Below are 20,190 nucleotides of genomic sequence, written 5' to 3'. Positions count from 1 at the left end.
AAACCAAGGTTTGTGAGAGCCGAAGAAACCGCGGCGGCGCCATCGGCCTTAATATCCGCAAAAGGATTCTGGCGGCTGAGATATTGCTTCCCAAAGCCGGTGGTTAGCTTCGCGAGGAAAGCGGCGATATCGCCATCGTCCAGCACGTCTTGCCCGCTTTTATCGCTGACGAACTGAGCCAGCGCGGCGGCAATAAAGGACGTCTGGCGCAACGCTTTGTTCACCTGAGCGCTGCTGGCTTTACCGCCGGCAAAACCGCTTAACAGCGCGGGCAAATTTTCCCATTCATTTTGCGGCGTGACGTTGGCGTCAGGCCGGGTTGCAAAAGGTTTAAACTGATTTGTAGCCATTAGAGTTTCCTCTCCCATGCGCCGTCGTCAAAACCGGCGATATAGTGATTGTTGATATCAAAACCAAAGAATTTGCCGCCCTGCGACGGCGCTTCAACCGACGGCGTCTGAATATCCCCCGCCCAAACCCCAGCCGCTTTCACCGTCAGGTAGCCCTGTTTAATAGCCGCGAGAAGCTCAAGCGAAACGTCGGCGATATCCGTTTCCGGCAGAACCCAGACGGAAATGGTCATGTCCTGGTTGTCGACGATTTGCATTCGCAGCCCCGCCCCCACCGTGGCGGCGTCAAGGATCGCGGGCAGCGTGTCGTTCTGCCCGTCCCAGTTGTTCATTGCGATTTTTGCCTTGAGGATGATGCGGTAGGTTTCATCGCCCAGCGAGGTGTAGCCTGCATCAGGATCGTAAGGCCCCTGCCACACGCCCTGGTCGTAGCCCAGCCCGTCGGTGTCCCAGCTAAAATAGACGCCGGAAATAGGCTGGCTAACAACACGGCTTCGACCAATCCACTTCCCCAGCGCATCGAGCTGAACCCCAACAGCCGTGTCAATATCAAACGCGTTGATCAGGCTTTCGGTTGTATTTACGGTCTCAGTGAACGGACGGGTGCTCAGATCAACGTGGGCAAAAAACAGGGGCTTGCTGGCATGATAGCTGGTGATGCGCCCGGTATATTTACTCATGAGCTCACCGTGATATTGATGTTGTCCACGCTGCAGGAGGCGGCTTCGCTGTAGCCGATATTGACGTTAGCCGCCGCGACCGCAGAGGATGATTTACCGATCTGCAAGTCGGTGATGTCGTAATAACGCGCTTTCCCGCCGCTGACTACGCCGAGGTTGGCAGGGGAGTAAATGCGGCTCAGCAGCACGCTATCCCCAATGCCCAGGCCGTTGATGTAGTCGGCAATCGCCTGCTTCATCTGCTCGCCGATTTGCGACGTATAGCCGGTGAAAACTTTAAGCACGATGTCGACGTAAACCGGCACATTGCCGGGACGCGAAAATGCAATCGAGTGGGGATTACCGTAGAGATCGGGCACCACAATGGATGTCGCGCCGAAGGTTGCGACGCCCTGACCTTTTTTGCCCCTGATAGTCTGAGCAATTTCCGTCACATCCCCGCCGTCCACAATCGCAGCGATGGAATGCGGAGGCAGGCCATTGGCGTTGACGGCCCCGGTATCATTTTCGTAGAGCTTATGCCGGGTGACTCCTGCGATGTTGGCAATAGCCCCCTCGACCGCCTCAAACGGCGTGAGCGCAGGCAAGGCAACGCTCTGCGACTGCCGAATGCGTAATTCGGCATCGGTTTCAGCCGCAACGCCTGGCGTAGCAGCCTGAGGATTCGTGACCGCAGTCCAGCCGCGCGTTGGCGTGCCCATGATGGTAATGGATCCCGCTGGTGCCGCCATTACGCCGCTGCTGGCACAGGTGGCGGTGACGATTACCGATCCATCGACGCCAATCGATACCACCTCAGGCAAAAACCACGTCACGCCGCTGTCATCTCTGACAGAACCACGGGTTATGGTCGTGCCGGGAATGCCCGTCAGCAGTAGGTCGACCGTCGAGTACGTCGCGGCACGCCGGACAATACCGTTGATCTTAACGTTGCTTGATAACGCCCGCCCCATCGCCGTTGCAGGTGAAAAGCTGTTGTAGGCAGCAATCGCCGCGTTGTTGGCGTCATGAATGGCCAGCGCCACCAGCGAGATGAGCTGCCCGTCTTTACTGTCCGGCTCCAGGTACGCATCGGTGCCGTAGATTTGCCTGAACGCATCCATCAATGCCCCTAACAGGCTTTGATAATCAGGCGCGGTTATCCCCTGGGCCGTTACCGTTGCCGATAACCCCAGCGTTTCAGAATTGAGGGCCATTTATGCCTCGCTGTTTAAAGTGGTGGGACCGTAAACGGTGTCGATGGTGGCGTGAAAGGTTACCGTGCGTGCTTCAGTTCGCGCGGCGGTGACATCCAGCACGGACTTAACGCCCATGGTCTGGCTTACGCGGTCAATCAGCATTAATACCCAGGAATCATCCTGCTGTTTGCCGAGAACGGACTGGCGATATGGTGTCCCGGTACGGTTGTCCAGAAACCACTCCCCCTGCCACAGCTTGAGCCGGGTACTCACCGCCTGCGCCACGCACTCAGGTGAGTTTTCCAGGAAGGTGTTTTCACCCTGTCCAAAGGTATAATCCCCATCGCTGCTCTCTCTGCGATATTTCATACCGGCCCCCCCGTGTTCGCGCCGCCGGACTGTACGCCGCCGTGGCGGTGCTTCGTCAGGCTTATGCCGCTGGCCGTAACATCACCGCTCACTGTTACGTTACCGTTGATTTTTACCTCGCCGGTCAGGTCAATGCTGGCCGCCGTCGCGGTGAGTTTTCCCGGCGTAGTCAGCGTGATACCGTGGCTGCCGGGTTCCAGTTCAACAAAGGCTTTGCCATCTTCGCTGCGTAGCTGAACCGCCGTACTACTGATACCGCCGATTTTTTTCGCCTGCGACTGTGGGCCGGGCAGCACGAAGGCATCAGACAACGAGTGTTGACGAGCATCGACCGGCTCCTGAATACCACCGCTCTGCCACCAAAAGTCGATGGCGCGATCGGCAAAAATGACCAGGCATTCGTCTCCCTTTTTAAGCGGAAACGTCAACGAGCAGCCGCCACCGTGAGGAAAGACAACCGGCACATCCACCAGCAGCGGATAATTGACCGGAGACACAGATCCGTCTCTGGCAAACTGCGTGCCTCTGATCGCTGGCGCCACTTCACAGGTGACAGAAACGGGGTCGAAAGACTGAATAATGCCGGGTAACGCGACCCGTAGATCGTTACTTAATGCGGCCCGGCTGGCCGCAAGCGTATCGGCCAGCTCGCCGCTGAGAGCCGAAGTCGTCAGAGCCATGATTCCTCCAGGGATAAAAAACCCGCTGCTGCGGGCTTAGGCTTGTGGTTTAGAGGCCGGGCTTGATTGCCACTTTTCTTCAGCCTTGTCGACAGGCTGGCCAGCCGGGTAGCACATCATAGTCATATACCAGTCATTCGCGCGGGTATCTCCGCTGTAGGCAATGCCATAAATGTCATAAATACCGTCCGGAGAAGGCCGGATATAGTCATCCTTAGCAAGCAAGGCTGGCTTATAAAGCGTGTTTTGATCTAGCTTCACCTGTCCGTGGAGCAGGATTGTGGGGTTAATCAGGCATTTCAGGGTTACGCCAGCATTGGTAGACGTTTGCGGCCGCCCAATCAGGCCATTCTGGCTGTTAAGACTCACGGGCGGGTGCGCTTTTTCAGCCTCGTTGTAATAGTCCAGCCTGTCATTCGACAGCTTCCAGTTGGCCTTGCACAGCTTGCCGATTTGATCGAGATAGCTGCTGACCTTACCGTGGAAGGTATACCCTCTGGGAAACTTCGTTTTGGGGAAAGGTGGCAGCCTGCCGGGGAGAATCAAAAAGGGTTTCAGTGCGCCAGCTGCCAGCTGGTACATGTCATATACCGTGTAGCCTTTAGCAAGCGTGGCGCTAAGCGTCGCTGACATCAGCGCCTCATAGCCATCAATGGCCTGAATTAAAATCCAGTCATCAGGGGTATCCTCTCGCCCCGTCATCCAGATGCGAATGTCACCGCTGAAGATCACCCCAAAGTTCATGCCATCTCTCGGCCCCCACTCAACGGGTTCGACAACCCTGGTTTTTCCCACTTCACCGCTGCTTACAACCGGTTCTATTCCGTTGTAGCCCGCAATCAGCCGGATTTTGCTGTACTCCTTTTGTGCAATACGATTCACGTTGTCCGGCGCGAGATTATAGATTTTCACCTCGGCCGTTTTGGGTGAGCTGCCGGCGTGCCAGTCGACTTTAAACGTCACCTTAAAGCCAGAGAGCGCAATACCGCTGCCGTCTTCCTTCAAAAGCTGGAGCTCAAAGTGGCGGGACCAGTTATCACTCATTTCCCCCTCCTTAATCTGCCGTCACGAAGTAAAGATGGCTGCCGCGCCCGAGATCGGTTTTGCTCGGGTAATCCTGAGTCTCATTATCACAGCCAACCCATAGTCCTCCGCCAAAACCAAGCCAGGCATACGGAGCCAATAAATCAGCACCAGCCACCAGCGGGATACCGTTCACGATGGGCCGATTGTCGGCGTCGAGAATATCCAGGATCCAGCCTGCAACATCCCGATAAAGCAGCCGCATGCGCAGGGTCTGTCCGGCAAGTTGGATCGTAAATACCTGGTTATCCGCGCTGAGGGGAATTTCTGCAATTGACATTGTCTCTCCTCATTTTGTTTCAGGCTGAAGTGGCGTGATTTTGCCCGCCCCCTTGGGGGTGGTAACCACTTTTTCACCTTTATCGCCGACCGAAGTCGTCGTTACCCCTTCATCCATCGCCGTTTTAGGCGGCGCAGGGCGTGCTTCCGTGGCCGTCATTAATACTTCCGTCAACACCAGATTGCAGCCAAGAATGTTTTCCGATTTGGCGCCGGTCGTCACCGTCAACGTTGTGATAAGCATATTGTCGTAGGAGCGGCGGCGGGTGATGACCTTAAAGGGTTCTGCTTTTTTCTGTAGATCAAGCAGTTGCTGGTAAATTTGTGCCGGGCTGGGGCCCGCGTTTAGCCAGGAGCCAAGCACGGTCGTATTAGCAAAATCAACCAGTGAACCACCGGCTTTAAAGAAACAATCCATCGTTAACTCACCGGGTTCGGCCCAGGCATGGTCGCTGATATTCGGGCCAAACTCGACGGGATGAGAGGCGATTTTCAGCGTGTCCTTATGGACTTCGCTGACCACCACATCCGGCACCAGAAAACCGGAGAGGCTCGTGCGCGGCTGGAAGTAAGCGCCAAAAATATTCATTAGCTCATCCTCCTTTCATATTGCTGCGCCAGTTGAGAATGCACGTTGAACAAGCGCTGAGATGTCTCAGCCGCCGCCAGTTGAGGTTCAGAGACGCCATTAACGACGATATGGGTATTACTGTTAATCGTGGGAGAATGCGTAGTGCTGTTGCTCACCGTGGAGAAATCGCTCGAAGTCGCCAGTCGTTCGTGGTCGGCGACACCCGCGGGAAGCATCATTGAGACAGGCTCGGGTTGGCTGAGATTGTCGATCGCAACGGGAAGCCGTCGGCGAGTGTCTTTCTTTTCCTGATTGTTAAACCATTCTTTGAACGCTGAGGCACCAGCAACGGCCTTTTCGTCGAGAAAATTGAACGTACTATCAACCAGTTTATAAGCCGGAGATTGGGTCACACTGCTGACGACAAGCTCTTTGCCAATGGTCATTGCCTCAGACCACTTCCCTTCTTTAAGCGCATTTATCAGCTTGCCTACCTGCCTGAACATCTCTTCCAGCGCTTTGAATTCATGCATCAGCCCTTCGAAGATAGTGCTGATAGACCATTTACTGAAATCAATACCTAGCAAATCTCCCAGCGAGCTTCCGAGCGACTTTATCGTATTCGAAACCCCGCCGATCATGGTGGTGGCCAACTCAAGAACGGGTTTCTAGGCGCCCCAGTTAATCAGGCTTTCTCCTCCATCTCGCCACTTCATGTAATCGTCATAAAGTAGGCCAATTGCCGTTGCCAGCGCCAGGACAAAACCAACGGGAGAAGCCATGAAAGCCGTATTCAACCCATACCAAATCGCAATCATACCTGCCACGGTGGCTATCACGGTTTGTGTCGAGCCATCAAGCATTTGCCACCATTCAATCAATTGGGTAACCCAACCGATTGTGCCGTTGATGGCGCTACCAACAACGTTTGCTATATCACCCAATACGCTTAAGACATTGTTAACGGTGGGTTCAATTTTGGGAAAACTGACCAGGATTGTATTTGTCAGTGTCTCAAAAGGCTGTACCAGATTTTGTGCCAGGCCACTGCCCGCTTTCTCGCGCAAAATATCAAACACGGTTTCCAGACGATAAAGCGAAACCTGGTATCGTTCAGATTGTTTAGCCGCCGTGTCGGCATCAAAATTTAGGTTGCCTGCAATCTGGTGATATTCCTCAGCATAAAAAGGAACCAGTTCAGGCGTGGCCGCAGCCTGCCGCGTGGCATAGCCTTCGGCGCGATAGTCCTTGAGGTCAACGCCATCAAGTTTTGCTGAGATACTGTCGATCCGAAGATCTTTTGTTAACCCATCGAAGAACGTTCCCATCGACTCAATGAAGGAGCCCATTTTTTCTGTGGCTCCGGGGAGTTTCTCGATGAATTTATTGAGGGCATCAACATATGCGGGGCTAGCGCTCATTTTCCTCTCTCCAGCGTGCGATGCAGGCCTTATTATCGGCCTGCATCTCGAGATAATCGTTCATCAGCGCAATGTCGTAGAGATCCACCGCGCCGCTTTTTAGATCCAGCCAGCTGAGAGCGAAGACTTCCGCCGGGCGAAGAATGTAATCTTCCCCGCCCGGCAGCGTCTCCAGCATCAGGCCGCCGACGGGGCCGGGCAATCGCTGCCGGGGAGTTCTTGCAAAAAATTTCCCAGCGAGTCGGCCACCACCCGGGCCACCAGCTGCAGCAGCGTCATCAGGTCGATATCGTCAAAGGACAACGCCCCCTGACTAAAGACCGGCACCCAGCCCTTCATGTGCTCGCGCGTCACGACCGACAGACAAGGATACAAAATGGTGTTGCAGTCCTCATCGCTGAGATCGGCAAGGGTGCGGGCAATTTTTGGCAGCACGGTTTCGAGGGCGTTTCCGCCCTCCTTACCCTGCAAGCTGCGAAAATCACCCACAATGCCCGCCAGAACCGGCAGCAGTTTGCGCGCAACGCTAAGCTGCTCAAAAACGCCGAGCTTGCCAATGCGGTAGTTCACCGCTTTCAGGGTAATTTCCATGACTTAGAACTCCCCGAGCAGCTGGTCAATTTTCCCGCAGTCAAACTTCCAGTCCATGGTGCCAGCATCTTTACCGTTGGCATTGGCCGGTAGCTGAGAAAATGCCACGTCACGAGCCGTGACCAGATCGCCGGAGGCAGTATTGCGCACGACAAGCGTGTTCTTACCCCACAGTGCCGAGGAGAGCGTTTGGGCGTTGTAGGCCAGCATCAGCTTTTTGTTTACCGGTGAGGTTTTCATCAGCGTCACGGTGATAGAGCCGTTTTTGGCCGGAGAGAGGTTATGCATCACTTCTCCGTCAATCCCGACGGTCATGGTATTTTTTGTGGTCGCCATTTCCACTTTGATCCCGGCGTCACCGTTCGCGCTACCCGCGCCCAAATCAATCACGCCGCCTGGCCCCACGAGAGAGGCAGTAACATCCATAAAAGAATAAGTACCCATTTAAATCTCCTTAACGAACAACATTGATTTCGACGTCGGCAAAGTGCACGGCACCCGCCAGTTTGCAGGCCACCTGAATCACCGGCGCTTTCCGCGCTTCGCGGTCTGACTGCGCCTGGGTAGCCACCGCCGGAGCGTAGACGTAGTAGCCTTTCGTCAGCGTGTCACCGGAGGCCAACTGGCCAATATCAGAGCCATTCCAGACGCCCGGCGCCACCAGGCCATTGGTGACCGCCTGAGCCATGGAATGCTCGACGTTGCTAAGCAGACGGGTAACGCCGGCATCGGTTTGCGGGATTTTAGTGGTGCTGGTGTAAAGCAGGTTGTAGAGGTTGGTCTGGACATAGTTTTGCAGCCAGTCCAGGCCGTGGCGCTCATCGATGAAGCTGCCGTTGCTCATCACGCCTTCCTGAATAATGGCGGTGTCGTTGTTGTAATTCACAAAGACGTTGGCATTTTTCGCGGACAGGGCGTTGATTTGCGTTTGGGTCAGCGTTTCTGCGGCAATACCCGGTTCCTGCTTGAATTTCAGGGTAATGGTGGTGTTATTGCCGTTGAAGTTAACGGTAAACGCACGGCCAAACAGGGAAGCGGCCGCAAACGGCGTGGCGCTGGAGTACTGACCAAAAGTGCGGGCGAACTTAGCCGCTTTCAGCTTGCTGAAGATATCGGTGCTGTCGTTGACATCCAGCACTTTAGCGCTGGCAGAAGTATGGCCAAAGATACGGGAAACGCCGTCGCCTTCAATGACCGCTGCCACGGCTAGCACGGCTTCATCGGTAATTGTGTCGTCAGCAATCACCAGGCCATACCAGTCGGTCGAATGTGCACTTAGCGCGGAGATGCATTCGGCGATGGTTTCCCCGGCTTTGCCCTCGCTGCCTTCTTTTACCCAACGCCCGATATACAGGTCGGCGGGCTGAGGGGACTGCTGGTAGTAGAGGCTGGCGGCCTTGTATTCAGGGGATTCCAGGCCAAAGTCGGCGGCCACGCCGCTCAGGCTGGAATAAGCACGCATACGCTCTTTGGCGTCAATAACGTTGCTCGCGCCTACGACCAGCAGCGCACCATAGTTACGGGACTGCGCCGCTCGTGGCGCCATATTCACTGTCACGCTGACAATGTTAGATACAGGTAAACCCTGTGACATAGCTTACTCTCCAATGATTTTTACTGCGGATGAAAGGATGGAACGAATACCGTAGCGCCGGGCAATATTGCGCTTGAGCGCCACGGTGAGGGTGTAGCGGCGTAGCCACTGGTTATTGATAAATTCAGGGTCCGGCTTAATGCCACCGCACCGCAGAAACGTAAGATCCAGCCGGTTCAGCTCGGCGTTGTTTTGCGGCACGTTCAGACCATCACGAAAAAGTGCAGCAACGGCCTGAGCGCCGGGGCCATAAAAGCCACAGGTCACGTCAACGGACTCGATGCTCTGAAGCACGCTTTGGTCGCTGTCCTGTGAATGGAAGAAAGGCGTTTCCGTCTGCTTCACGTTGGTAAAAAAGTCACACCAGGTAATGCCGGCTTCCGGCGTGGCGGGCGGCGGATCGCTCCATTTCGCCATCACCATTTCCGGCGGCAGGCCCGATACGCCGACTATCCAGCCTGTAAGATCCGCATCAAGCGCATCGTCGTAATGTGGCGATGCCCCCAGCGGCGTCAGAAAGCCCGGACGCGTGGTGTCATTCATTGATTTCTCCAAAGAAAAACCGCCCGAAGGCGGTTAGGTTCAGGCTTAAAGCCCTTTAGCTTGCAGGCGAGCCAAATGGTCGACGTACAGTTTCACCGGGTCGGTGTTATTGGCGACCACGCCGGCCAACTGGTTGATGGCATCGACGTGATCCATCGAATAGTCGGAGCCAATCACCTTGCCCAGGTGGCTGCTGTAGCGGCCGACCAGGCCGTCGTTCTGGAAACGTTCGTTGGTAAACAGGATGGAAAATGCCAGCATGGCAACGTGCAGCGGGTCCAGGTTGTTCATCCCCTGATGCAACGGGTTGTAGTCAATGATCCCGCTCCACGAGTAGTAGTAAACGCCGTTATCCAACTCTTTACCCTGGCCGCCCCACTCTGCCGGAAGCCCCTGCGGGTACTTCTTGTTAAAAGCTGCCACGCCTTCGCTGGTCAACGCATCCAGAGCATCCACGCCGGATTGAGGCAAACGAGGGGCACCGGCCAGAGCGGAAAGCAGCTGCCCAAAGGCCGACAGAGCGGCATTAGCGATTGACTCTGGCAGGCGGCCAGGTTTCAGCGCCAGACGAACCAGATCTGCCACTTCTGAGCCGTGGTTAACACCGTTCACGGAAGTGACCGAGGCGATAAGTTCGGGATGGGTTGCCGCCGCATAACGACAGGCCAATGGCCCCTGGCTGTGGCCAATCAGGTTAACTTTCGCCGCACCGGTTTCGGCCTGCACTTTACGAACAAACTCAAGCAGCTGTTCACCGCGCATCTCATTGCTGTTCAGCGCGGAAATCGTGGCGATGTAGACCTTCGCTCCGGCTTTCTCCAGCGCCTCTTTGATGCCGTAGAAATAGGGATAGATCCCGCCAATTTTGTCGAAACCGAACAGACCGTGGACCAGAACAATCGGGTACTTCAGGGATGTAGACATAGGAATGACCTCTTTGACGTAGGAATAAAAAAGCCTCGCTTAGCGAGGCTTCAGGGGTTAATAAGGCACTGGTTGCGGATGTACTCCTGCAGCCCCGCTAGCTGCTTGTTGCTCGTTTCAATGCGCTCCCGGAGACGGAAATAATCCCGTTGAGCGGCGTCAGTAAGTCCGGGGGCGGCTGCATCATCCAGGCTGGAGGCGGAGGTGGAGCCAGGCACTGTGTGGCAGGTGGCGCTAATGCGCAGCCGCCGAGCGCCAGCAGCCACATCACGCTGCAGATTTTCAATGGTGAGTCTGGCATGGGTTAACTCCTCGCTATAGTGAGCATCAAGCCCAGCTACCGCCTTCTGGCGTTGCACAAGGTTTTTCAGCTCAGATTTCTGTTGAGCAAGCAGCAGCAAGGCTGAATCGGCCCTTTGTTTTTGCATGTCATAACGCTGATGAAACCACCAACAGCTGGCGATAAGCAGCGCAAAAACCGTCAGCGCCATCGTGGTTACCGGCTTCATTTCTCCGGCTCCGGCCAGGTACAAAGCTGGTACTCCACCTCGCGGCGGTTGATAAGCCCTTGCCACTGCCTCCTCCCCGCCCAGATCCATTTTTTCAGGCCAGCGCAGGCCTGTTCGTAATCGCCAGCATTTAGCGTTCTTAGCACGGAGGATCTTAAAAAAGCGGGGGTGCCGACGTTGTAGGTAAAGCTGATCAAAGCGGCACGTTGGTACTCACTTATCGGAACGGTCACCGCCCTTGAGACCACCTGAGCGGCAGGACGGAGATCCTGGTCAAGCCAGCGCCTGCACTCAGACAGGGTGTAGGTTTTATCGGGAATAATGTCTTTCCCGGTATGTCCGTAACAGACGGTCAGCACGCCAGCGACATCGTAATACGGCGTGTAGCTCACGCCTTCCAGTTCGGGCAGTAGCGTGCCTGCAATCGTCAGAGCGCCCGTCCCTGACAATCCGAATAGCGTTTTTCTGAGCCCGGGAGAAAGAGCCATCAGTTACCTGCCTTTTTCAGTACCTCGCTGACTGCCCTGATAATCTCAATCTGCTCGGCTCGGTTTAGGGTATGCAAGTCATCCACCAGCGTCTGGAGGATGCGGGTGCGCTTTTGGTCTTCGAGGTGCTGCCGGCGGGCATCCAGCCTGCCGCCCAGCCACGAAGCCAGTGAAATCAGTACGCTAAGCAGTCCGAATATCATGTAGACCATATCCTGTGTCGTGATACCCAGACCGGCGGCAAGCGCCGCCAGCCACGCAAAAGACTGCGTGACCAGATTTGCGGGTTGGTCGTTCATGGAAGAACCTTCGGTTAAGGTGTCGAACTGCCGTTGGGGTAAAGAAGCGGTGTTAAATCAGCGGAATAGATTTTCCGCGTTGGGTTTGCTTGCCGGTAGCTTCCGGTAAGCCGGATTCGGTGTGCGGTGCGGCCTGATAAACGCTTTTTTGCCTGGCGTCTAACCTCTGGCGCAACCGCTGATGATGCTCTGCCTGCTGGATGATTTGCAGGCCATAAATGTTAATGACCTCCAGCGCCTTGTCGGGGCGATGCCCGGGTTTACGGGCTAGCGAGAGAATAAGTCGTGCGTCAGGTTTCGCTCTTACCCCGACTAACAACGGGTTGGCAGCTTTCCAGACGGCCTGCTTAGCTTCCCGCCGCTGACGGCGACGTGCCTGTGCGTCCATACAACCTCCTGTCAATCAACTTTGGTGATATCTCTCTGATATCCCAAAGCTTCTTGCTTTGGTGTATGCGCCCTTTTTCAGGGCCTGATGTTAAGGAGCGTTCACTTGCCTTGTGAGTCGGTGCGTCCTGCCGATGAATTGATATTGAACCAATAGTACGATTTCGTCAAGAACCAAAAGTACGAATTATTTCGAAAAAAGTTCAGAACAATGGTTAGTCATTGATTAATAACACTATTATTGCAAAGAATTAGCCTTCTAGTTGTAGCAAGGCGACAAGGGCGCCAGCCTCAGGAGCTTACCTGGGTAAGCGGCTGGGGCTGGAGAGTGCAGCCAACACGGCTGCAGCTTGAAGGATGAGTTATCTCAGGCGTGACGGCGAATCGAATGGCTATACATCACCCGGCCAATGATTTTGAGGTGCTGCTCGTTCTCTTCGCTAATGCGCCAGTCGGCATATTTGGGGTTGTCCGAGCGCACCAGCAGGCAGTCGTGGGTCATTTGCAGGCGCTTAACCAGCAGTTGTCCCTTATAGAGGAACACGTAAATGCCGTCTCCGTCGAAATAATCTTTGCCGATGTCCACAAAGATATAGTCGCCCAGCTCAATGGTGCCGGACATGCTGTCGCCGGTGACGGTAATGACTTTTATCGTTGAAGCCGGACGGTGGCCGAACAGCTCCAGCGCTTCCTGGCTGTCGTAGACAATATGGTTAATGGTTTCAGTCACTTCGCTGGAAACCAGCCGCCCAGGCCCCGCGCTGGCCTCGATGTCCAGCACGTCGATGCGAAAGCCCTGCTCTTCACGCGGCTGGAAAGGATAAATGGCCGCATTTTCATGACTGACCGGGCTCTCACGCCCTTCGCTTTGATAGCCTGTTTCGCTGCCGTGCTGAAGCCAGAGCGCGTCAGCGTGGAGAAATGTCGCCAGCTCGTACATTTTGTCCTGCCGGGGGATCGCTTCGGCGTTAAGCCATTTGCTGACGGCCTTGGAGGAAACGCCCAGCGCGCGCGCTATCGCCATACCGCGCCCGAATTCATCGAGGTTTGCTTCGCTGCAGGCCTGCGCCAGCCTGCGGGAAAAAGCTTCGCGCAGTTGTTCTCTCTGTACCATAAGTACGATCCCACCGTGTTTATCGTGACCAATAGTTCAATGATAACACGTACTGAAAGTACACAAAGCACAAAACTTAAAGGCGCAGTATCATTGGGGATGATCTGCTTTTGTGGTAAAGTGCGCGCCATCGAAACGCCCCTGCCTTAGCCATTATCTTTAACCAGATTTAATACTGGTTAAATATACATACTTTTGCAATGTTCCGGGCGCGAAATGTGAATATATCTTTGGGTTCGGTAGGTTCAGGTAACAGGTTGAAATGGCGTTATTAATTACGAAGAAGTGCATCAACTGCGATATGTGCGAGCCGGAGTGCCCGAATCAGGCCATCTCCATGGGCGATGCTATCTACCAGATCGATACCGACCGCTGCACGGAATGCGTTGGCCATTACGAAACCCCGACCTGCCAGAAAGTTTGCCCGATCCCCAGCACGATAATCAGCGACCCGGCGCACATTGAGAATGAAGAGCAGCTGTGGGATAAGTTCGTGCTGCTCCACCATGCGGATAAACTTTAGCTTTCGATGATCACCGTCGCACAGGCGTAATGGCGCTCATCCGCCAGGGTAACGTGGACTGAGCGGACGCCCATTTTTTCGGCCAGACGTTCCGCCTCTTCCCAAAAGCGCAGCTGAGGCTTGCCAAGCGCGTCGTTAAACACTTCAAACTGATTGAACGCCAGCCCGTTACGAATCCCGGTGCCAAAGGCTTTCGCTGCCGCTTCTTTCACCGCAAAACGCTTCGCCAGAAAACGTACCGGCTGCTGGTGTGCCTGGTACAGCACCCATTCGTTTTGGCTCAATACACGCTTTGCCAGCCGATCACCGGAACGGGAAATTACGCTCTCAATACGCGCAATTTCCACAATGTCGGTGCCGAGACCGAGAATGGCCATTAGCGGCGCGCTTCCTGCATCAGGCGTTTCATTTCAGCCACGGCCTCTTTAAGACCGCTCATGACCGCACGTCCGATAATCGCGTGGCCGATGTTCAGCTCATGCATTTCAGGGATCCGCGCGATGGCCTGAACGTTGTGATACGTCAGTCCGTGGCCAGCATTCACCTTCAAGCCTTTAGCAGCGGCATAGCTCGCGGCTTCAGCAATGCGTGCCAGCTCTTTGGCCTGGGTCGCTTCGTTGTCAGCGTCCGCATAGCAGCCGGTGTGAATTTCAATGTAAGGAGCGCCCACGGCTACCGCAGCGTCAATCTGCGCGTGGTCGGCATCAATAAACAGAGAGACCAGAATACCTGCATCAGCCAGGCGCTGGCAGGCATCACGCATTTTATCCAATTGACCGGCAACATCCAGCCCGCCTTCGGTGGTCACTTCCTGACGCTTTTCCGGTACCAGGCAGCAGAAATGCGGCTTCGTCTGGCAGGCAATACCGATCATCTCTTCGGTGACGGCCATTTCCAGGTTCATGCGGGTATCGAGGGTTTCACGCAGAACGCGAACGTCACGGTCGGTGATATGGCGGCGATCTTCACGCAGGTGCACGGTAATGCCATCGGCACCAGCCTGTTCCGCAATAAACGCGGCCTGAACCGGATCCGGGTATGCCGTGCCGCGTGCGTTACGCAGGGTAGCGATGTGATCGATGTTGACGCCTAACAGTAATTCAGCCATGACAATCCTCAGAGTTCGCAGACAGATGCCGGGCAGTGTACACCTGCCGGGGAAATCCTGGCTACGTTCTGTGATTACTGTGAGCTATCCGAAGGTTCAGGTGGTGTTTTTTTAGGCACAAACTGGCGGAACAGCTCGCGGCTTTTGAGGGGCTTGCCCTGCAGATAAGGCTTGAGGGCCATACGCGTGAAACGCTTGGCGGCACGCAGCGTGTCGGCATCCGGAAATTCACGTTCGGCCAGGGCTCTGAGCTGGCGGCCAGTAAAGCTGCTGTTACCAATCACCACGCTGGCGATAAAACCTTTCTCTTCACGGTAGGTGTAGGTCATGGTGTCATCGACACTCGCTCCGCTGCCCGCACAGTGCAGAAAATCCACGCCATAGCCAAGGTGCCCCAATAGCGCCAGCTCAAAGCGACGCAGCGCGGGCTCCGGCGTGCCGGTGGCTCCCGCTAACGCCTGAATGCAGTGGAGATAATCAAAGAACAGTTCGGAAAAGCGGGTTTCCTGCTCGAGGACACGAGCCACCAGCTCATTAACGTACAGGCCGCTGTAAAGTGTGATACCGCTTAAGGGAAGTGCCAGAGAAACCGCTTCGGCGCTGCGCAGCGTTTTAACTTCGCCACGGCCGCCCCAGCGAACCAGCAGAGGGGTAAAAGGCTGCAGAGCGCCTTTCAGGTTTGAACGTTTGGAGCGTGCACCTTTGGCAATCAGGCGAACGCGGCCGGATTCTTCGGAAAACAGGTCGAGCAGAAGGCTGGTTTCGCTCCAGGGGCGACTATGCAGGACAAAAGCCCGTTGCCAGCCTTCCATAAATTTAGCTCAGGTCGTCGGTATAACCGAGACTGCGCAGCGCACGCTCGTCGTCGGCCCAGCCGGACTTCACCTTCACCCAAAGTTCGAGGTGAACTTTGGCTTCGAACATCTCTTCCATGTCTTTACGGGCTTCGATGCCGATGGTTTTGATTTTGGCGCCTTTGTTGCCAATCACCATTTTCTTCTGCCCTTCACGCTCAACGAGGATCAGCCCGTTGATGTCGTAGCCGCCGCGTTCATTGGTCACAAACTGCTCAATTTCCACGGTCACGGAATACGGCAGCTCGGCACCCAAGAAGCGCATCAGCTTTTCACGAATGATCTCTGACGCCATGAAGCGCTGGGAGCGGTCGGTAATGTACTCTTCCGGGAAGTGGTGAATAGCTTCCGGCAGGTGCTTACGAACGATTTCCGCGATGGTATCGACGTTCATTCCGGTTTCCGCAGAAATAGGCACGATATCGAGGAAGTTCATCTGGCTGCCAAGGAACTGCAGGTGCGGCAGCAGAACGGTTTTATCCTGAACGTTGTCGACCTTGTTAACGGCCAGAATCACCGGCGCACGGCTGTCGCGCAGTTTGTTCAGCACCATTTCGTCATCCGGCGTCCAGCGGGTGCCTTCGACAACGAAAATGACCAGCTCAACGTCACCGATAGAGCTGCTCGCGGCACGGTTCATCAAACGGTTGATGGCGCGCTTTTCTTCCATGTGCAGCCCTGGGGTATCGACGTAAATCGCCTGATACGGCCCTTCGGTATGGATGCCCATGATGCGGTGACGCGTGGTCTGCGCCTTACGCGAGGTAATAGAGACTTTTTGCCCAAGCAGCTGATTCAGCAGCGTGGATTTGCCGACGTTCGGACGGCCAACGATGGCCGCAAAGCCGCAATAGGTTTTTTCTTCGCTCATTCCAGCTCCAGCTTTTTCAGCGCCTGCTCAGCTGCAGCCTGTTCCGCTTTACGGCGGCTTGAACCTGTCCCTACGACCGGCTCAGGCAGGCCACTCACCTGACAGTGAATGGTAAATTCCTGATCGTGCGCTTCGCCACGGACCTGCACTACCAGATAGGACGGCAGCGGCAGATGGCGACCCTGCAGATACTCCTGCAAGCGCGTTTTAGGATCTTTTTGCTTGTCGCCTGGACTGATTTCGTCGAGACGGGTCTGATACCAGGAGAGAATCAGACGCTCAACGTTCTGAATATCACTGTCGAGGAAGACGCCACCGATCAGCGCCTCCACGGTATCGGCAAGAATCGACTCCCGACGGAAGCCGCCACTTTTCAGCTCACCGGGCCCAAGACGCAGGCACTCGCCCAGCTCGAACTCACGAGCGATTTCCGCCAGAGTATTGCCACGCACCAGCGTCGCACGCATGCGGCTCATGTCTCCCTCGTCTACGCGAGGAAAACGATGATACAGCGCATTCGCAATGACATAACTGAGAATGGAGTCACCCAAAAACTCAAGACGCTCGTTGTGTTTGCTGCTGGCACTGCGGTGCGTTAATGCCTGTTGCAACAGATCCTGATGTTGAAAAGTGTAGCCCAGCTTCCGCTGCAGCCTATTTATTACGATGGGATTCATGCGATACCAAAATTAATGAATGCGTCAACTATTCAGCACACGGAACAGACCTGAAAAAAGGAAACCAACGCTGTTTCGTGTGCCGTGGCTCCCTTTCGGGAGCCAATCTTTAAAGGCGGGAATATTCTATACACAACGACAGGGGATGTCGTTAGTTTGTGGGATTAATTGTTTAATGAATGCCGCCAATTCGGCTTAAACGAACACCCGTTGGCCATTCACCTTCTTGTTTCTCGAAACTCATCCAAATTGCTGTCGCTTTACCGACCAGATTTTGCTCCGGCACAAAGCCCCAATAGCGGCTGTCTGCACTATTGTCGCGGTTATCACCCATCATAAAATAGTGACCCGGCGGAACAATCCATGTCGCCAGCGGCAAGCCAGACTGCTGGTAGTACATTCCCACCTGATCCTGAGCGATAGGCACCGTCAGAATGTTATGGGTGACGGCTCCCAGCGTTTCTTTACGCTCGCTCAGGCGAACACCGTCTTCACGGGTCTGGTCTTTCGGCAACTGGAAGAAGCCGGAGGTGGCTTCACTGCCGTTGCGGCGGGCGAACGTCTGCACAAAATCACTGGCTTCCACGTTGGAATAGGTGATTGGCAGCGCGTTATCGCAAGCCTGGCCGGAACTGCAGTTTGGCTGCACGGTGACTTCTTTCGACTGTGGATCGTAGCTTACCCGGTCGCCCGGCAGCCCCACAACGCGCTTAATATAATCCAGGCGTGGATCTTCAGGGTATTTAAATACCGCAATATCGCCGCGTTTAGGGTGCCCGGTTTCAATTAAAGTTTTCTGATAAATCGGATCTTTAATGCCGTAGGCAAACTTCTCTACCAGAATAAAATCACCGATTAACAGCGTTGGCATCATCGAACCAGAAGGGATCTGGAAGGGTTCATAAATAAATGAACGCACCACCAGCACAATCGCCAGCACCGGGAACACGGACGCGCCGGTTTCCAGCCAGCCCGGTTTAGGGCCAACTTTTTTCAGCGTCTTTTTGTCCAGTGCATCACCGGTGGCAACCTGCGCTGCCGCCTGTTTTTCACGACGTTTTGGTGCAAAGATAAATTTGTCCAGACACCACAAAATGCCCGTCACCAGCGTGGCTACCACGAGGATCAAAGCAAACATATTCGCCATGCCAACTCCTTAGATTATTTGCTGTCTTTGCCGACGTGCAGAATGGCCAGGAATGCTTCCTGAGGCAGTTCGACGTTACCGACCTGCTTCATACGTTTCTTACCGTCTTTCTGTTTCTGCAGCAGCTTTTTCTTACGGCTGACGTCACCGCCATAGCACTTAGCCAGAACGTTTTTACGCAGCTGTTTCACCGTCGAACGCGCAATAATGTGGTTGCCGATGGCCGCCTGAATCGCGATATCAAACTGCTGGCGAGGGATGAGCTCTCTCATCTTCTCTACCAGCTCACGGCCACGGTAAGGCGCGTTGTCGTTGTGTGTGATAAGCGCTAGCGCATCAACGCGATCGCCATTGATCAGTACATCAACGCGCACCATGTTGGAAGCCTGGAAACGTTTGAAATTGTAATCCAGAGACGCATAGCCGCGAGAAGTGGACTTCAGGCGATCGAAGAAGTCGAGCACAACTTCCGCCATTGGAATTTCATAGGTCAGCGCAACCTGGTTGCCGTGATAAACCATGTTGGTCTGCACGCCGCGTTTTTCGATACACAGAGTAATCACGTTGCCGAGGAACTCCTGCGGCAGCAGCATATGACATTCAGCGATGGGCTCACGCAGCTCTTCGATGTTGTTCAACGGCGGCAGCTTGGAAGGGCTGTCGACATAGATAATCTCTTTGCTGGTGGTCTGCACTTCGTAAACGACGGTCGGCGCGGTGGTGATCAGGTCGAGATCGTATTCACGCTCCAGACGCTCCTGGATGATCTCCATGTGCAGCAGACCCAGGAAGCCACAGCGGAAACCGAAGCCCAGCGCCGTTGAGCTTTCTGGCTCGTAGAACAGAGAGGCGTCGTTCAGGCTTAGCTTGCCGAGCGCGTCACGGAAGTTTTCGTAGTCGTCTGAGCTGACCGGGAACAGGCCGGCATAAACCTGCGGCTTCACTTTTTTGAAACCTGGCAGCGCTTTATCAGCCGGATTACGGGACAGCGTCAGGGTATCGCCCACCGGCGCGCCCAGGATGTCTTTAATTGCGCAGACCAGCCAGCCTACTTCGCCGCATTTCAGTTCAGTACGGTCGATCTGTTTAGGCGTAAAGATGCCAAGGCGATCGGCGTTGTACACCTGGCCGGTGCTCATGACTTTGACTTTGTCACCTTTGCGCAGGGTGCCGTTTTTCACACGGATCAGAGAAACAACGCCCAGGTAGTTATCGAACCAGGAGTCGATGATCAGCGCCTGCAGCGGCGCGTCTGGATCACCTTCTGGCGCAGGGATATCACGAACCAGGCGTTCGAGTACATCAGGCACGCCAACGCCGGTTTTCGCCGAGCAGCGCACTGCATCGGTGGCGTCGATGCCCACGATGTCTTCAATTTCTTCCGCCACACGCTCAGGATCGGCCGCCGGCAAGTCAATTTTGTTCAGAACCGGAACCACTTCCAGGTCCATTTCCATCGCCGTGTAGCAGTTCGCCAGAGTTTGAGCTTCAACGCCCTGCCCGGCATCCACTACCAGCAGTGCCCCTTCACAGGCCGCCAACGAGCGGGATACTTCATAAGAGAAGTCAACGTGCCCTGGGGTATCGATGAAGTTCAGCTGGTAAGTTTCACCGTCGCTGGCTTTATAGTCGAGGGTGACGCTCTGCGCTTTGATGGTAATACCACGCTCGCGTTCCAGATCCATGGAGTCGAGGACCTGCGCGGCCATTTCGCGGTCGGACAGGCCGCCGCAAATCTGGATGATACGGTCAGACAGCGTCGATTTACCGTGGTCGATGTGGGCAATAATAGAAAAGTTACGTATATTCTTCATAGTTAGAGGTTTTATGCCTTACAAATGGCCTGTGAGCTCGGCGCTTCGCGCTGTACGGAGCAGGATGTCAGAGACTGTCTTCTGCCTGAAACGCCGCATTCTACACTACAACCAGAAAGTGAGGAAACTGCTCATC

Annotated in this window: 28 protein-coding genes and 1 pseudogene; 1 reads left to right on the top strand and 28 read right to left on the bottom strand. The window is 54.9% G+C overall.

What is annotated here, in order from left to right:
* The 21 genes and pseudogenes from CNE01S_RS20350 to CNE01S_RS20250 all read right to left on the bottom strand — a co-directional run.
* Positions 1-350: pseudogene (locus tag CNE01S_RS20350) on the bottom strand (phage tail protein); the annotation flags it as partial.
* Entirely contained in the window at positions 350-1,030 is a 681-nt protein-coding gene (locus CNE01S_RS20345) for a DUF2612 domain-containing protein (RefSeq protein WP_061278027.1), read from the bottom strand. The pseudogene CNE01S_RS20350 and the gene CNE01S_RS20345, both read right to left, overlap by 1 nt.
* Entirely contained in the window at positions 1,027-2,226 is a 1,200-nt protein-coding gene (locus CNE01S_RS20340) for a baseplate J/gp47 family protein (RefSeq protein ID WP_061278026.1), read from the bottom strand. Before CNE01S_RS20340 ends, CNE01S_RS20345 begins: the two co-directional genes overlap by 4 nt.
* Positions 2,227-2,577, bottom strand: a complete 351-nt coding sequence (locus CNE01S_RS20335; RefSeq protein ID WP_061278025.1) for a contractile injection system sheath initiator — start codon at positions 2,575-2,577, stop codon at positions 2,227-2,229.
* On the bottom strand, positions 2,574-3,257 hold the full coding sequence (locus CNE01S_RS20330) for a Gp138 family membrane-puncturing spike protein (protein WP_061278024.1): 684 nt from the start codon (positions 3,255-3,257) through the stop codon (positions 2,574-2,576). Before CNE01S_RS20330 ends, CNE01S_RS20335 begins: the two co-directional genes overlap by 4 nt.
* Positions 3,258-3,293: 36 nt before the next feature.
* Complete coding sequence (locus tag CNE01S_RS20325; protein WP_061278023.1) at positions 3,294-4,301, bottom strand: hypothetical protein; 1,008 nt, start codon at positions 4,299-4,301, stop codon at positions 3,294-3,296.
* Between the two features lie 10 nt (positions 4,302-4,311).
* On the bottom strand, positions 4,312-4,620 hold the full coding sequence (locus tag CNE01S_RS20320) for a phage baseplate plug family protein (RefSeq protein WP_061278022.1): 309 nt from the start codon (positions 4,618-4,620) through the stop codon (positions 4,312-4,314).
* A 9-nt stretch (positions 4,621-4,629) separates the two neighbouring features.
* Positions 4,630-5,208, bottom strand: a complete 579-nt coding sequence (locus CNE01S_RS20315) for a phage baseplate protein (RefSeq protein WP_061278021.1) — start codon at positions 5,206-5,208, stop codon at positions 4,630-4,632.
* Positions 5,208-5,777 (bottom strand): hypothetical protein, encoded by a 570-nt coding sequence (locus CNE01S_RS20310; protein WP_156479841.1) that lies wholly within the window; start codon positions 5,775-5,777, stop codon positions 5,208-5,210. The genes CNE01S_RS20315 and CNE01S_RS20310 overlap by 1 nt, the downstream gene beginning before the upstream one ends.
* Before the next feature lie 81 nt (positions 5,778-5,858).
* Positions 5,859-6,611 carry a hypothetical protein gene (locus CNE01S_RS20305; protein ID WP_061278019.1) on the bottom strand — a complete coding sequence of 251 codons (753 nt, stop codon included), beginning with the start codon at positions 6,609-6,611 and terminating at the stop codon, positions 5,859-5,861.
* Complete coding sequence (locus tag CNE01S_RS20300; RefSeq protein WP_061278018.1) at positions 6,601-6,789, bottom strand: DUF6889 family protein; 189 nt, start codon at positions 6,787-6,789, stop codon at positions 6,601-6,603. Before CNE01S_RS20300 ends, CNE01S_RS20305 begins: the two co-directional genes overlap by 11 nt.
* Positions 6,789-7,202: a phage tail assembly chaperone gene (locus tag CNE01S_RS20295; protein ID WP_061278017.1), complete on the bottom strand. Its 414-nt coding sequence runs from the start codon at positions 7,200-7,202 to the stop codon at positions 6,789-6,791. The genes CNE01S_RS20300 and CNE01S_RS20295 overlap by 1 nt, the downstream gene beginning before the upstream one ends.
* A 3-nt stretch (positions 7,203-7,205) precedes the next feature.
* Positions 7,206-7,646 carry a phage structural protein gene (locus CNE01S_RS20290; RefSeq protein ID WP_061278016.1) on the bottom strand — a complete coding sequence of 147 codons (441 nt, stop codon included), beginning with the start codon at positions 7,644-7,646 and terminating at the stop codon, positions 7,206-7,208.
* 10 nt (positions 7,647-7,656) lie between these two features.
* Positions 7,657-8,796 (bottom strand): DUF3383 domain-containing protein, encoded by a 1,140-nt coding sequence (locus CNE01S_RS20285; RefSeq protein ID WP_061278015.1) that lies wholly within the window; start codon positions 8,794-8,796, stop codon positions 7,657-7,659.
* Between the two features lie 3 nt (positions 8,797-8,799).
* The gene (locus CNE01S_RS20280) at positions 8,800-9,339 is read right to left on the bottom strand and encodes a phage neck terminator protein (RefSeq protein WP_061278014.1); all 540 of its coding nucleotides are present in this window, start codon (positions 9,337-9,339) and stop codon (positions 8,800-8,802) included.
* Positions 9,340-9,384: 45 nt separating this feature from the next.
* On the bottom strand, positions 9,385-10,263 hold the full coding sequence (locus tag CNE01S_RS20275) for a triacylglycerol lipase (RefSeq protein ID WP_061278013.1): 879 nt from the start codon (positions 10,261-10,263) through the stop codon (positions 9,385-9,387).
* A 50-nt stretch (positions 10,264-10,313) separates the two neighbouring features.
* Positions 10,314-10,772 (bottom strand): lysis protein, encoded by a 459-nt coding sequence (locus CNE01S_RS25085; RefSeq protein ID WP_061278012.1) that lies wholly within the window; start codon positions 10,770-10,772, stop codon positions 10,314-10,316.
* A complete protein-coding gene (locus CNE01S_RS20265; RefSeq protein WP_061278011.1) occupies positions 10,769-11,260 on the bottom strand; it encodes a lysozyme in 492 nt (163 codons plus the stop codon). Before CNE01S_RS20265 ends, CNE01S_RS25085 begins: the two co-directional genes overlap by 4 nt.
* A complete protein-coding gene (locus CNE01S_RS20260; RefSeq protein WP_061278010.1) occupies positions 11,260-11,559 on the bottom strand; it encodes a hypothetical protein in 300 nt (99 codons plus the stop codon). Before CNE01S_RS20260 ends, CNE01S_RS20265 begins: the two co-directional genes overlap by 1 nt.
* 52 nt (positions 11,560-11,611) lie before the next feature.
* Positions 11,612-11,947: an antitermination protein N gene (locus CNE01S_RS20255; protein ID WP_061278009.1), complete on the bottom strand. Its 336-nt coding sequence runs from the start codon at positions 11,945-11,947 to the stop codon at positions 11,612-11,614.
* A gap of 366 nt (positions 11,948-12,313) precedes the next feature.
* On the bottom strand, positions 12,314-13,060 hold the full coding sequence (locus CNE01S_RS20250; RefSeq protein ID WP_061278008.1) for a LexA family transcriptional regulator: 747 nt from the start codon (positions 13,058-13,060) through the stop codon (positions 12,314-12,316).
* Between the two features lie 262 nt (positions 13,061-13,322).
* Between CNE01S_RS20250 and CNE01S_RS20245 the strand changes: the two genes are divergently transcribed.
* A complete protein-coding gene (locus CNE01S_RS20245) occupies positions 13,323-13,583 on the top strand; it encodes a YfhL family 4Fe-4S dicluster ferredoxin (RefSeq protein ID WP_039297344.1) in 261 nt (86 codons plus the stop codon).
* On the opposite strand, the gene acpS is transcribed toward CNE01S_RS20245, so the two are convergent.
* The 7 genes from acpS to lepA all read right to left on the bottom strand — a co-directional run bounded on the left by acpS (position 13,580) and on the right by lepA (position 20,054).
* The gene (gene acpS / locus CNE01S_RS20240) at positions 13,580-13,960 is read right to left on the bottom strand and encodes a holo-ACP synthase (protein ID WP_008459499.1); all 381 of its coding nucleotides are present in this window, start codon (positions 13,958-13,960) and stop codon (positions 13,580-13,582) included. The two genes, CNE01S_RS20245 and acpS, sit on opposite strands and share 4 nt — an antisense overlap.
* Positions 13,960-14,691, bottom strand: a complete 732-nt coding sequence (pdxJ, locus tag CNE01S_RS20235; RefSeq protein WP_061278007.1) for a pyridoxine 5'-phosphate synthase — start codon at positions 14,689-14,691, stop codon at positions 13,960-13,962. Before pdxJ ends, acpS begins: the two co-directional genes overlap by 1 nt.
* 74 nt (positions 14,692-14,765) lie before the next feature.
* Positions 14,766-15,503, bottom strand: a complete 738-nt coding sequence (recO, locus tag CNE01S_RS20230) for a DNA repair protein RecO (RefSeq protein ID WP_061278006.1) — start codon at positions 15,501-15,503, stop codon at positions 14,766-14,768.
* A 4-nt stretch (positions 15,504-15,507) separates the two neighbouring features.
* Positions 15,508-16,416 (bottom strand): GTPase Era, encoded by a 909-nt coding sequence (era, locus tag CNE01S_RS20225; RefSeq protein WP_008459503.1) that lies wholly within the window; start codon positions 16,414-16,416, stop codon positions 15,508-15,510.
* A complete protein-coding gene (gene rnc, locus CNE01S_RS20220; RefSeq protein ID WP_008459505.1) occupies positions 16,413-17,093 on the bottom strand; it encodes a ribonuclease III in 681 nt (226 codons plus the stop codon). The genes era and rnc overlap by 4 nt, the downstream gene beginning before the upstream one ends.
* A gap of 172 nt (positions 17,094-17,265) precedes the next feature.
* Complete coding sequence (gene lepB, locus CNE01S_RS20215; RefSeq protein WP_061278005.1) at positions 17,266-18,240, bottom strand: signal peptidase I; 975 nt, start codon at positions 18,238-18,240, stop codon at positions 17,266-17,268.
* A 14-nt stretch (positions 18,241-18,254) separates the two neighbouring features.
* Positions 18,255-20,054, bottom strand: a complete 1,800-nt coding sequence (gene lepA, locus CNE01S_RS20210) for a translation elongation factor 4 (protein ID WP_061278004.1) — start codon at positions 20,052-20,054, stop codon at positions 18,255-18,257.
* Between the last annotated feature and the right edge of the window lie 136 nt (positions 20,055-20,190).

The sequence above is a fragment of the Cedecea neteri NBRC 105707 = ATCC 33855 genome (assembly GCF_001571265.1).
GTDB lineage: Bacteria > Pseudomonadota > Gammaproteobacteria > Enterobacterales > Enterobacteriaceae > Cedecea > Cedecea neteri.
This window is presented reverse-complemented; position numbering and strand designations above follow the sequence as displayed.